This window comes from Luteimonas galliterrae, from assembly GCF_023374055.1.
Taxonomy (GTDB): domain Bacteria; phylum Pseudomonadota; class Gammaproteobacteria; order Xanthomonadales; family Xanthomonadaceae; genus Luteimonas_C; species Luteimonas_C galliterrae.
The window spans coordinates 1,098,995-1,110,639 of sequence record NZ_JAMBEP010000001.1; the positions used below are offsets into that span (position 1 = coordinate 1,098,995).

General features: G+C 66.1%; 11 protein-coding genes. 1 reads left to right on the forward strand and 10 read right to left on the reverse strand.

The genetic code is table 11. From position 1 onward, the window contains the following. Window positions 1–21: 21 nt before the first annotated feature. The 4 genes from M2650_RS04970 to M2650_RS04985 form a co-directional block, all read right to left on the reverse strand. Entirely contained in the window at window positions 22–540 is a 519-nt protein-coding gene (locus tag M2650_RS04970; protein WP_249472011.1) for a CYTH domain-containing protein, read from the reverse strand. A gap of 26 nt (window positions 541–566) precedes the next feature. Continuing rightward, window positions 567–1,916, reverse strand: a complete 1,350-nt coding sequence (gene rlmD, locus M2650_RS04975) for a 23S rRNA (uracil(1939)-C(5))-methyltransferase RlmD (protein WP_249472014.1) — start codon at window positions 1,914–1,916, stop codon at window positions 567–569. Window positions 1,917–2,020: 104 nt separating this feature from the next. Then, window positions 2,021–2,617, reverse strand: coding sequence for a YdbL family probable chaperone protein (locus tag M2650_RS04980; RefSeq protein ID WP_249472019.1), 597 nt, complete (start codon window positions 2,615–2,617; stop codon window positions 2,021–2,023). 45 nt (window positions 2,618–2,662) lie between these two features. Beyond that, on the reverse strand, window positions 2,663–4,681 hold the full coding sequence (locus M2650_RS04985) for a translocation/assembly module TamB domain-containing protein (protein ID WP_249472022.1): 2,019 nt from the start codon (window positions 4,679–4,681) through the stop codon (window positions 2,663–2,665). Between the two features lie 15 nt (window positions 4,682–4,696). On the opposite strand from M2650_RS04985, the gene M2650_RS04990 reads away from it, so the two are divergent. Continuing rightward, window positions 4,697–5,413, forward strand: a complete 717-nt coding sequence (locus M2650_RS04990; RefSeq protein ID WP_249472024.1) for a response regulator — start codon at window positions 4,697–4,699, stop codon at window positions 5,411–5,413. 205 nt (window positions 5,414–5,618) lie between these two features. On the opposite strand, the gene recO is transcribed toward M2650_RS04990, so the two are convergent. The 6 genes from recO to lepA form a co-directional block, all read right to left on the reverse strand. Further along, on the reverse strand, window positions 5,619–6,359 hold the full coding sequence (recO, locus tag M2650_RS04995; protein ID WP_249472027.1) for a DNA repair protein RecO: 741 nt from the start codon (window positions 6,357–6,359) through the stop codon (window positions 5,619–5,621). Between the two features lie 214 nt (window positions 6,360–6,573). Beyond that, entirely contained in the window at window positions 6,574–7,482 is a 909-nt protein-coding gene (era, locus tag M2650_RS05000; RefSeq protein ID WP_249472032.1) for a GTPase Era, read from the reverse strand. Window positions 7,483–7,617: 135 nt separating this feature from the next. After that, a complete protein-coding gene (rnc, locus tag M2650_RS05005; RefSeq protein WP_425602501.1) occupies window positions 7,618–8,313 on the reverse strand; it encodes a ribonuclease III in 696 nt (231 codons plus the stop codon). Further along, window positions 8,297–8,680, reverse strand: a complete 384-nt coding sequence (locus M2650_RS05010; protein ID WP_249472035.1) for a DUF4845 domain-containing protein — start codon at window positions 8,678–8,680, stop codon at window positions 8,297–8,299. Before M2650_RS05010 ends, rnc begins: the two co-directional genes overlap by 17 nt. A 25-nt stretch (window positions 8,681–8,705) precedes the next feature. Further along, window positions 8,706–9,509, reverse strand: a complete 804-nt coding sequence (lepB, locus tag M2650_RS05015) for a signal peptidase I (RefSeq protein WP_249472038.1) — start codon at window positions 9,507–9,509, stop codon at window positions 8,706–8,708. 230 nt (window positions 9,510–9,739) lie between these two features. Beyond that, window positions 9,740–11,533 (reverse strand): translation elongation factor 4, encoded by a 1,794-nt coding sequence (gene lepA / locus M2650_RS05020; protein WP_249474208.1) that lies wholly within the window; start codon window positions 11,531–11,533, stop codon window positions 9,740–9,742. Window positions 11,534–11,645 lie beyond the last annotated feature (112 nt).

Genomic DNA, 11,645 nt, shown 5'->3' on the forward strand with positions numbered 1-11,645 from the left:
CATCCGGGCGCGTAACGCAAACTACACCAAATCGACGGCTGCCCGCTCCGTTTCGCTCCATCGCGAATAGGGATGGGAGGCCAGGGCCAGATTGTAATAGCGCGGCAGATCGGTGACGTCGGCGCCGGCCCAGACGGGCTTGTCGAAGTCCTCGCCTGCGGCCGCCAGTTCGATTTCCGCCACCATCAGGCCGGCGTTGTCGCCCAGGAATTCGTCGATTTCCCAGACGTGGCCGGCGTGGTTCACGTAATGCCTGCGCTTCTCGATGGTGCCGCCCACGCACAGGGCGAGCAGCGCGCGGGCGTCGCCGAGCGGGATCGGGTAGTCGAATTCCTGGCGCGTGGGGCCCATGTCTCGCGATTTGAGGTTCAGGAACGCTTCTTCGCCGGCGATGCGCACCCGCACCGAGGCGCGCTGCGCGCCGCTGTCCATCGCCGCCTGATCGTTGATATAGCCCTGCGCCATCGGCACGGCTTTGTAGGCCGCTTCGCGCCAGCTGTCGTCTTTGACCAGGAATTTGTATTCGATTTCGATGCCCATGCTTGCCTCCGTATTTTGCCTCAAAGCTACTTCGGCTCGAACATCGCAATCGACTCCACATGCGCCGTGTGCGGAAACATATCCATCACCCCCGCGCTGCGCAGCTTCCAGCCGCGTTCGTTGACCAGGTAGCCGGCATCGCGCGCCAGCGACGCCGGATGACAGCTGACGTAGACGATACGCTTCAAACCTTTCAACGGCAGTTGCTTGAGCACGACATCGGCGCCAGAACGCGGTGGATCGAGCAGGAGCTTATCGAAGCCAGCGCGCATCCAGGCATGCCCGCCCAGGTCCTGCGCCAGATCGGCGGCATGGAACTGCGCATTCGTCAGGCCGTTGTGCGCGGCGTTCTCGCGGGCGCGGGCCACCAATCCGGCCTCGCCTTCCACGCCCACGACTTCGCGCGCCACGCGCGCCAGCGGCAAGGTGAAATTGCCCAGGCCGCAGAACAGGTCGAGCACGCGTTCGTCGGCTTGCGCGCCGAGCAGATCCAGCGCCAGCGCGATCATCTTCTGGTTGAGGCCGGCATTGACCTGGATGAAATCCAGCGGCCTGAACTTCAATTCCACGTCCCAGGCCGGCAACCGGAACGTCAGCGGCGGCGATTCCGGCCACACCGCATGCACCGAGTCCACGCCGCCGGGTTGCAGGAAGATCGCGAAGCCGTGCGACTGCCCGAACGCGACCAGCGCATCGCGATCCTGGTTCGACAGCGGCAGCAGGTGCCGGAACACCAGCGCGATCGTATCGTCGCCGGCGATGAATTCGATCTGCGGGATGTCGCGCCGGCCGTCCAAGCCGTCGATCAGCGCGGACAGCGCTACGATCCGGTCGCCGATCTGAGGAATCACGGTGTAGCAGACGGACAGGTCGGCGACGAAGCGCGGATCGTTCTCGCGGAAGCCGACCAGCGTCTTGTCCTTCTTTTCGACGCGGCGTACGGAGAAGCGGCCCTTGCGGCGATAGCCCCAGGCCGCGTCGGTCAGCGGCGGCAACCAGGACTCCGGTGCGACGTGACCGATCCGCTCGAAGTTCTCACGCAGTACGCGTTGCTTGGCCAGGATCTGCTTGGATTCTTCCAGATGCTGCAGTGCGCAGCCGCCACAAGTGCCGAAGTGCGGGCAGCGCGGCGCGACGCGGTCGGCCGAGGCCTGCAGCACTTCCAACGCGACCGCTTCATCGAAATTGCGCGAGCGGGCGGTCTGTTTGGCCATGACTTTCTCGTCCGGCAAGGCACCGGCGATGAAAACGGCCTTGCCGTTGTCGCGGCGGGCGACGCCGCGGCCGTCGTGGCTGAGATCGAGGATGTCGGCGGGGAAAGGCGTCTGGTCGAGGCGGGCCACGTGGCGTAAGGCTGCGTGCGTAGGGCCGCTCATTGTCGCATGCCGCCATCGCTCTTCGTGGGAGCGGCTTTAGCCGCGAGCTCTTGCCGTCAGGTAAAAGCTCGCGGCTAAAGCCGCTCCCACAGAAGCTAAAAGCGTTATTTCTGCTTCCAACCCCCGCCCGCATCCTGATACCACCAGCCGCCCTTGGCGCTGTCCACCCACTGCTTGGCGAACACCGCACGGATCTGCCCTTCCCATTCCGGATGCTTGTTGGCGACCGCGATCTCGCGATACACGGCTTTCGCGTCGCGCCCCTGGTCGGCCACCGCCTGATTCACCCCGACGCGGTCGCCCAGCGGAATCTTGGACGCATCGCGCACGCTGACCAGGCCGTCGTTGGTGAAGCCGAGCGCGCCCGAATCGAAATGCTTGCGCAGCGTACCGTCGAAACGCGACTTCATGCGCGACTGGATCGCCTGGATCGCCGGCGTCTTGATATTGATGTCCGGCGAGGATTGCGCATAAGCCGGCGCGATGCCGATCAGCATCAGCGGATCGAAACTCGCCATGCCGCCGCCGGGCTTGCTTTCCTCCGGCGCGGGCGCGCTGGAACCGGCCTCGTCGCCGATCACTTTTTCGACGAACTCCTTGGCCGCTTCCTTGGCCTCGGCGGCCGGAAAGTAGACGTTGATGGTGACGCACGCGGTCAACGCGAGCGCGGCGGCTACCGGCATTCCCAACCAACGGCGCATGTGCTTTCTCCTGGTGAATTGCGGGACGATTAGAAGATCCATGGATTATTCGAATACCGGCTTGACGTCGCCCTTGCCGACCGCGGCCAAGCGTTCGACCAAGGTCGGCCAGTCGACCTGCCGGTTGTAGCCGACCACGTTCAGCCGCGGTATGCCGGCGCCTTCGACGATAGTAAATCCGCCGTTGGCTGAATGCAGGCCGCCCATCTCGCAGACCTCGTTCTCCAGCCGGCAGGAAATGCCGATGCGGGCATAGCCGAAGTCGTCGAACAGGCCGATCAGTTGCCCCTGCAGGCTGCCCACGAAAGAAGCGTCGCCGACGCTGGAGATGTTCTGCACCGCGCGCTGGCTGATGCGCTGGCGCACGCCCGAGCGCGGCACGGTATGGAATTCAGCGTCGAAAGCGGACGCGCCCCAGTCGACCAGGCGCAGGTCGTCGATGCGCCCGTCCAGGCGGCCGCTGATGCTGCCGAAATCGAAGACGCCGGTCAGCGCCTGCAGATCGATTCCTTGCAACGCGATGTCGGCCGACAAGGTCGGCGCGACGCCGAACGGCCGCTCCATCGCCAGCGACGACACCTGCACGCTGCCGTCGAACAGGTGCAGGGCCAGGCCGCCGTCGAAATCGATGCGGTCGTCGGCGTAGCGCGCCTTGGGAATATGGCCGCTCAGTTCGCCCGTGAACGCCGGCAAGCCGAGCGCCGCGGATACCTTGCCGAAGTCGATGCTGTCGATCTCCATGCCGAATTCGATGCGCAGGCCGGCGTCGCCGGCGGGCGGGCGCAAGGCCATAGCGCTGAATTCGACGCGTCCGCCGAGCATCGGCATGGCCGCGGGCCGGCGCAGGCGCAGCACGCCGTCGCGGCTGTCGAAAGGCAATGCGGCGGCGCCGAAATCCAGGCCTTGCAACTGGCCGCCGCGCCAGCGCAGTTCGCTGGCCACCGGTGCGTCGGCCGAGTAGCGCACGTCGCCGTCGAGCCCCTCGAATACGAAGCGTTGCTGCGCATCGCGCACATCGACGCCGTGCAAGCGCGCGTCGGCAACGCGCAGTTCGCCGTCGCGCATCTGCAGGCGTGCGCCGATGGCGCCGGCAAGCGCGACTTCGCCCAGGCCGGCCAAGCCGAGCCAACCGGACAGGTAGGCCTGACGCAGCGGCGCGATGTCGCGGCTGCTCACGCTCAGGTCCAGATCGCGCAACGCGCCATCGGCCGACAACGCGGCGCTGCCGGTCGCCTGCAGGCGCTCGCCGTCGCGCCATTCGATGCGCGGCAAGCGCCAGCCCGCGCTGCCCGATTGCGTCGCGTCGATGCGCAAGGACACCGGCGTGGCCGGCAGCAGCAGATAGGCATTGCCGGCGAGCAATTCACCGCCTTTCAAGGCACCGCTCAGCGAGACCTGCGATGCCGCGGCCGCCTTCCGGTAATCGATATCGAAACGTCCGGACACGCCTTCCGCCGCGATGCTGCCGTCCGGCGTATCCAATCCGATGCCGGCCAGGGACAAGGGGCCCTGAATGCGCAACGGTTTGTCGTCCGCGGCCTCGACCGTCAGGCGACCGTCGAGCGTGCCCGATTTGAACCGTCCCGCCGGCCAGGCCTGGGTCGCCAGCGCCTGCGCCCAGGCCATGGGGACGCGGGTCAGGTCGAGCGAGGTCAGGTCGGGCGTCGCCGCCTGACGATGCAAGGCGAACCGGGCGCTGCCCTGCGACAGGGTGGCATCGGTACTGGCCACGCCCAGGTCCAGCGACAGGCGCATCGGTTTGGCGCGACCCGAACGCAGTACGCCATCGCAGCGCCAGCCGCCCTGGATGTCGCGCAACAGTGGGCAATCCCAGGCGATGTCTGCAAAGCGGTAGCCCAGATCTTGCGCGGCGACGCGCTTGGCGGTCAGGCTGAGACTGCCCTGTGTCGCCTGCGCCGGCCAATCCAACCGTACGGTGACGCCCTCCAGCGTGGCCACGGGCGTGACCACTTGGGCGATCCTGGCGCTCAGGGTGCGCCCCGACACCGGCCCCAGGCAGACCAGCAACAGGCAAGGCAGCAGGCGTAACATCGATCGCGGCATGAGTGGAGCATAACGATGCAGGATGCGAATGCGATGAAGCCGCGCTTGTTGCTGGTCGAAGACGACCCGGCCAGCCGAGCGTTCATGGCCGCGGTGATCGCCGCGCTCCCCGCCGAAGTGGATACGGCCGCCTCGGTCGGCACCGCACTGACCCTGGCGACGACGCGGCAACACGAACTTTGGCTCTTCGACGTGCGCCTGCCGGACGGCGACGGCGTCGATCTGCTCGCCCGGCTGCGCAAGCAAGGCATGTCCACGCCGGCGTTGGCGCATACCGCTTCGCGCGATCCGGACGAGCACGCGGCATTGCTGCAGGCCGGCTTCCTGGCCACGCTGACCAAGCCGTTCGCGGCCGCCGAATTGCGCGAAGCCATCGCAAGCACGCTGGGCCGCAATCCCGCGCCGGTCGTGGCGGAGCGATCCGCTGGCGCGGCGGCCGTCTGGGACGACGAGCGCGCGCTCGCCGCCCTGAACGGCAATCGCGAACATGTCGCCGCCTTGCGAGCGATGTTCCTGGCCGAATTGCCTGACCAGCGCAGCGCCGTGCTGGCGGCGTTAGCCCAGGGCGATACCGCCGCGGCGCGCAGCGTATTGCACCGGCTCAAGGCCAGTTGCGGATTCGTCGGCGCCGCGTCGTTGAAATCGTCGGTCGAGCGGCTCGATGCGGCGATGCACGACCGCGCGCGAGCCGATGAGTTCGCCCGGATTGTGGAGCGAACGCTGGCCGGCTGACGCTTTTTTGTGGCGGCGGCTTCTGTAGGAGCGGCTTCAGCCGCGAGCTTTTGATCTTCTTAGCCGTCATCCCGAGCGACGCGAGGGACCTGCTTGATTCGTAGCGCCATGAACAAGCAGGTCCCTCGCTTCGCTCGGGATGACGGCAAAAAAGCTCGCGGCTGAAGCCGCTCCTACAGAAGCCGCTGTACGAAAGCGGCGCCAATTAGCCTTCTGCGACACGCGGTTTGCCGCGCGACAACTGCCCGATCAGCTCCCACGATTTCAGCCCGCGGCCGCCGAGATGGTGCGCGAGCACCGCGCGCATGACGCGGCGCAGGCTGGCCAGGTCTTCGGCCGCCGGTTGCCGGTCGTGCGCGAGCGCCAGCAGCGCGCGGCCGGTGGCGGCTTCGTCGCGGTCGCGCTGGCCGCGGTCGCTGAGCAGGCGCCGCGGGCCGTGTTCCGGATCCAGCCGGTAACGCGCGGCAGGGTCGATCGCCTCGCCATCGCCGTCGATGTCGAACGAGAAACCGAACCCGAGCGCGTCGAGCAGATCGCGTTCGAAGCGCCGCAGCGTCCAAGCCAGCGGCTCGTCCGACGACAACCGCGCCCGCGCCAAGCCGTACGCCTGGTACAACTCGCCATGCGGATCGTTGCGCGGCGCCAGGCGCAGCACCAGCTCGCTGAGGTAGAAACCCGCCAGCGCCGGATCGCCGGCCAGGCGCGGCGCCACATCGAGCGCTTCGGCGCCGTTCAAGCGCGCCAGTTCGCCGCGCTGCACGGCATCGAAACGGATGTGCTGCAGCGGCTGCAACGCAGCGCGCAACGGATGCCGCTTGGGTCCCTGCACGCCGCGCGCGACCAGGCCAACGCGGCCATGGGTTTCTCCAAGCACTTCGACCAGCAGGCTGGTTTCGCGCCAGGGGCGCGTGTGCAGCACGTAGGCGGCTTCGTTGTCGATGCGCATTTCGGTGGCGTTTCCGGCGTTTTGCTCTTAGCCGTCATTCCCGCGAAGGCGGGAATCCAGTGACTTTGGCTTTTCAGGAAGTGGCGAAGCGAGCACGTTGCGCCGCGCCCCCTCGCCCAACCCTCTCCCGCAAGCGGGAGAGGGCCTAAACCAAGTCACTGGATTCCCGCCTTCGCGGGAATGACGGCTGAAAGCAGGAGCATTCAAAGCCAGCTCAATCGTGGTAACCCAACGTCCGCAACGCCGCTTCGTCGTCCGACCAACCCTCGCGCACCCGCACCCAGGTCTCGAGGAATACTTTGCGGCCGAACAACTGCTCCATGTGCGAACGCGCCAGCGTACCCACTTCGCGCAGGCGCGAACCGCCCTTGCCGATCACGATCGCCTTCTGCCCGTCGCGCTCGACCCAGATCACCGCGCCGATGCGCAACAGCTCGCCGTCCTCGACGAAGCGCTCGATCTCGACCGTGGTCGCATACGGCAACTCGGCGCCGAGCTGGCGCATCAGTTGCTCGCGCACCATTTCGCCGGCGAGGAAGCGCTGGCTCTTGTCGGTGATCTCGTCCTCGCCGTACATCGGCGGCGCCTGGGGAAGCAGCTTCAACAAGTCGTCGACCAGCGCCTCCAGGCCGCTGCGCTTCAACGCCGAGATCGGATGCACGCTGGCGAATTCGCGCCCCGCCGACACCTTGGCCAGATAAGGCAGCAACGCCGTCTTGTCGCGCAGCTTGTCGACCTGGTTCACGGCCAGCACCACCGGCACACCGGCTTCTTTCAGCGCATCGAAGGCGAGCGTGTCTTCGTCGTCCCAGCGCCCGGCCTCGACCACCAGCACGGCGGCATCGACGCCTTCCAGCGCGCCGCGCGCGGCGCGGTTCATCCAGCGGTGCATCGCGGACGCGGTCGATTTGCCCTGCTCGCGGTGCAGGCCGGGCGTGTCGACCAAAGCGATCTGCCCCTGCGGGAACGTGGCGATGCCCAGCAGCCGGTGCCGCGTGGTCTGCGGCCGCTTGGACGTGATGCTGACCTTGGCGCCGACCAGCGCGTTGACCAGGGTCGATTTGCCGACGTTGGGGCGGCCGATGACGGCGACGCTGCCGGCGCGGTGGAAGGTGGGATCCATGCGTGGATTGTCCGCCTTCGCCGGCCGCCTGGGCAAATGCGCTTTTTGTGGGGACGGCTTTAGCCGCGAGCTTTGCCGGGAGGAAGCAAGATCAAGAGCTCGCGGCTAAAGCCGCTCCCACAAAGCTGCGGTCGCCTACGAAACAGCGAGCAGGGCCTGCAACACGCCTTCCGCCGCGGCCTGCTCGGCGGCCCGCCGCGAAGGGCCCTCGCCTTCGGCGGCCAACTCGGCATCGGTCAGCCGACAACGTACGTGGAACACCTTGGCATGGTCGTCGCCGCTTTCCGCCGCCAGTTCGTAGACCGGCAAGGGCCGCTGCCGCGCCTGCAGCCATTCCTGCAAGCGCGTTTTGGCGTCCTTGTCGACCTTGCCGGCTTGCAGCTCGTCGATGGCCTGCGCGAACCAGGGCAGTACCGCGTCGCGGCAGGCCTCGTAACCGGCGTCGAGATAGATGGCGCCGACCAGCGCTTCCAGCGCGTCGGACAGGATCGAGTCGCGGCGATGGCCGCCGGACTTCATCTCGCCGGGCCCGAGGATGAGCGCGCCGCCCAGGTCCATGCGCCGGGCGATCGCCGCCAGCGAGGATTCGCGCACCAGTTCCGAACGCGCGCGGGTCAGCGCGCCTTCGTCCGCCTTGGGCCAACGCGCATACAACGCGTCGGCCACGATCAGTCCGACCAGCGCATCGCCCAGGAACTCCAGGCGCTCGTTGTGCGGAGCGCCGGCGCTGCGATGGGTCAGGGCCTGTTTGAGCAGGCCCGGATCTTTGAAAGCATGGTTTCCGAAGGCGTCGCCACCGGAGCCCAGGCTGCGATCAGCCGTCGATGTCACCGGTGCGGGTCAGTTCTTGCACTGCGTTGAATTTTCCGACCACATCGATGTTGTAGATCATCGGCTTGCGGACTTCGTAGTCGACTTCCATCTTCCAGCCGCGATCGCCGCGCGAGAGCTTGACGTTCTCGGGCTTCACGTTGTCGGAGTAGTTGATGTACAGCCGGCGAAAGAACAGGTCCTGGATCTTGGCCGGATCCTGCATGGCGATGCCGGGCTCGTTGGACAGCCCCTTCAGCGCCGTCTTGACGCTGTAGAACTCCTGGTACATCGGGAACAGCTTCATGCCGACATAGGCGAAGAAACCCGCCACGGCCAGCACGACCAGGAACCCGATCAGGGTGATGCCGCTTTGCGTGCGTTTCATGCTCTCCCCTCTTACTGAAATGACGCTATGGAATGCTCGAACCGATCCGCGAGAAATCCACCCCACCCGCGCTGCGATCGATGTTGAGCCAGATCAGGAACGCCTTTCCGCGGAGATTCTCCTCGGGCAGGAAGTGGACGTCCCAGAACCGGCTGTCCTCGCTATTATCACGATTGTCGCCCATGACGAAATACTGTCCGGCCGGCACCGTCCATTGTCCCTCGCCCTGGGCCGCGAAAAACGGCAAGTCCTCACGTTCCAGCACCGGATGCGGCCGCCCGGGCAATTCTTCGGTGAGCAGGGTGGCGCCGGTCATGTCGCCGCCCTGGCCCTTGCCGACATAGCTGCCCACCGGGCGGTAGGCGAACGGCTTGCCGTTCACGTAGACCGTATTGTCGCGGTAGGCCACGGTATCGCCGGGCAGGCCGATCACGCGTTTGATCCAATCCTGCTCGGGGTGGTGCGGCGGCTTGAACACGACCACGTCGCCGCGCTTGGGCTCGCCGACGGCGAAGAACTTCTTGTTGGTGATCGGCAGGCGCAGGCCGTAGGCGAACTTGTTGACCAAGATGAAGTCGCCGATCAGCAGGCTGGGCATCATCGAGCTGGACGGAATCCGGAACGGCTCGGCGACGAAGCTGCGCAGCAGCAGCACGATCAGCAGCACCGGGAAGAACGCGCGCGAATAATCGACCAGCACCGGTTCCTTGGTCTCCAGCAGCGCGCCGCCCTCGCGCTCGCGCGCCTTGGCGAAGAACAGCCGGTCGAGCAACCAGATGATGCCGGTGGCGAAAGTCAGCACCACCAAACCGATTTCGAACCAACGCATGCTTGCTCCTAATACTTATGCCCCTCTCCCACCGGGAGACGGGTTGGGGTGAGGGTACGGCGAAGCGATGGCGCTGCACCGTCCCGGCAGAAAGGGACGAGGTGAACTGGAACATCCGTCACTTCGCCGAACCCTCATCCGCCCTCCGGGCACCTTCTCCCGAGGGGAGAAGGAAAATCAAGGCCTAACCGTCATTTCGACCGCTATCGCCCGCCGGATGCCGCCACGGATTATTTGTTGTCGACCTGCAATACGGCCAAAAACGCTTCCTGCGGGATTTCCACGCGTCCCACCTGCTTCATCCGCTTCTTGCCTTCCTTCTGTTTCTCCAGCAGCTTCTTCTTGCGGGTGGCGTCGCCGCCGTAGCACTTGGCCAGCACGTTCTTGCGCAGCGCCTTGACCGTGCTGCGGGCGATGATTTGCGAGCCGATCGCGGCCTGGATGGCCACGTCGAACATCTGCCGCGGGATCAGCTCGCGCATCTTGTCGGTCAGCTCGCGGCCTCGGCGGTCGGCGTGCTGGCGGTGGGTGATGATGCTCAGCGCGTCGACCTTGTCGCCGTTGATCAGCGTGTCCACGCGCACGAACGGGCCGGCATCGAAGCGCAGGAAGTGGTAATCCAGGGAAGCGTAGCCGCGCGAGACCGATTTGAGCCGGTCGAAGAAGTCCAACACCACTTCGGCCATCGGCAGCTCGTAGCTGATCTGCACCTGGCTGCCCAAGTAGTTGATGCCGACCTGGCTGCCGCGCTTCTCCTCGCACAGAGTGATCACGTTGCCGACGTAATCGGGCGGGGTGAGGATGTTGGCGCGGATGATCGGCTCGCGGATCTCCTCGACCAAGTTCATCTGAGGAAGTTTGGCCGGATTGTCCAGCGGCAGCACCGTGCCGTCGGTCTTGAGCACTTCGTAGATCACCGTCGGCGCGGTGGTGATCAGGTTGAGGTCGTATTCGCGTTCCAGCCGCTCCTGCACGATTTCCATGTGCAGCATGCCCAGGAAGCCGCAGCGGAAGCCGAAACCCATCGCCTCGGAGCTTTCCGGTTCGAAGCGCAGCGCGGCGTCGTTGAGGCGCAGCTTTTCCAATGCTTCGCGCAGCGCGGGATAGTCTTCGGCATCGACCGGGAACAGGCCGGCGAACACGCGCGGCTGCATTTCCTGGAAGCCGGGCAGCGGCTTGGACGCGGGGTCCGAAGCCAGCGTGAGCGTGTCGCCCACCGGCGCGCCGTGCACATCTTTGATGCTGGCGTGGATCCAGCCCACTTCGCCGGCGCCGAGCTTGGGCAGGTCCTTGCGCTTGGGCGTGAACACGCCGACCTTGTCGACCAGATGCGTGCGCCCGGTCGACATCACCAGTATCTTGGTGCCGGGTACGATCTCGCCCTGCATCACCCGCACCAGCGAGACCACGCCCAGGTAGTTGTCGAACCACGAGTCGATGATCAGCGCCTGCAGCTTGTCGGTATCGCGCGGCTTGGGCGGCGGGATGCGCAGCACGATCGCCTCGAGCACGTCGCCGACGTTGAGGCCGGTCTTGGCGCTGATCGCCACCGCGTCCTCGGCGTCGATGCCGATCACCGCTTCGATTTCCTTCTTGACCCGGTCGACGTCGGCGGTGGGCAGGTCGATCTTGTTGAGCACCGGCACCACTTCCAGGCCCTGTTCGACCGCGGTGTAGCAGTTGGCGACCGATTGCGCTTCCACGCCCTGGGCGGCGTCGACCACCAGCAGCGCGCCCTCGCAGGCGGCCAGCGAGCGGCTGACTTCGTAGCTGAAGTCGACGTGGCCGGGGGTGTCGATGAAGTTCAGCTGGTACACCTGCCCGTCCTTGGCCGTGTACGGCAGGGAGACGGACTGGGCCTTGATGGTGATGCCGCGCTCGCGCTCGATCGGATTCGAGTCGAGCACCTGCGCCTCCATCTCGCGGGCCTGGAGCCCGCCGCAGAGTTGGATGATGCGGTCGGCCAACGTCGACTTGCCGTGGTCGACGTGGGCGATGATGGAGAAGTTGCGGATATTCCGCATCGAATCGGACATGGGGCGCGGGTACGGCCGACATCGCGGCCCTTCTGAGACAACGCGCCATTATCGCACGAGCCCGGCTCCTTCCCTCTCCCTTTTGCGGGAGAGGGACAGG

Excerpts from the sequence above, each read along its gene's own strand:
- recO (WP_249472027.1), bottom strand. The coding sequence starts at position 6,359 with ATGCGCATCGACAACGAAGCCGCCTACGTGCTGCACACGCGCCCCTGG.
- M2650_RS04990 (WP_249472024.1), top strand. The coding sequence starts at position 4,697 with ATGCAGGATGCGAATGCGATGAAGCCGCGCTTGTTGCTGGTCGAAGAC.
- lepA (WP_249474208.1), bottom strand. The coding sequence starts at position 11,533 with ATGCGGAATATCCGCAACTTCTCCATCATCGCCCACGTCGACCACGGC.
- M2650_RS04985 (WP_249472022.1), bottom strand. The coding sequence starts at position 4,681 with ATGCCGCGATCGATGTTACGCCTGCTGCCTTGCCTGTTGCTGGTCTGC.
- era (WP_249472032.1), bottom strand. The coding sequence starts at position 7,482 with ATGGATCCCACCTTCCACCGCGCCGGCAGCGTCGCCGTCATCGGCCGC.
- M2650_RS04970 (WP_249472011.1), bottom strand. The coding sequence starts at position 540 with ATGGGCATCGAAATCGAATACAAATTCCTGGTCAAAGACGACAGCTGG.
- M2650_RS05010 (WP_249472035.1), bottom strand. The coding sequence starts at position 8,680 with ATGAAACGCACGCAAAGCGGCATCACCCTGATCGGGTTCCTGGTCGTG.
- M2650_RS04980 (WP_249472019.1), bottom strand. The coding sequence starts at position 2,617 with ATGCGCCGTTGGTTGGGAATGCCGGTAGCCGCCGCGCTCGCGTTGACC.
- lepB (WP_249472038.1), bottom strand. The coding sequence starts at position 9,509 with ATGCGTTGGTTCGAAATCGGTTTGGTGGTGCTGACTTTCGCCACCGGC.
- rlmD (WP_249472014.1), bottom strand. The coding sequence starts at position 1,916 with ATGAGCGGCCCTACGCACGCAGCCTTACGCCACGTGGCCCGCCTCGAC.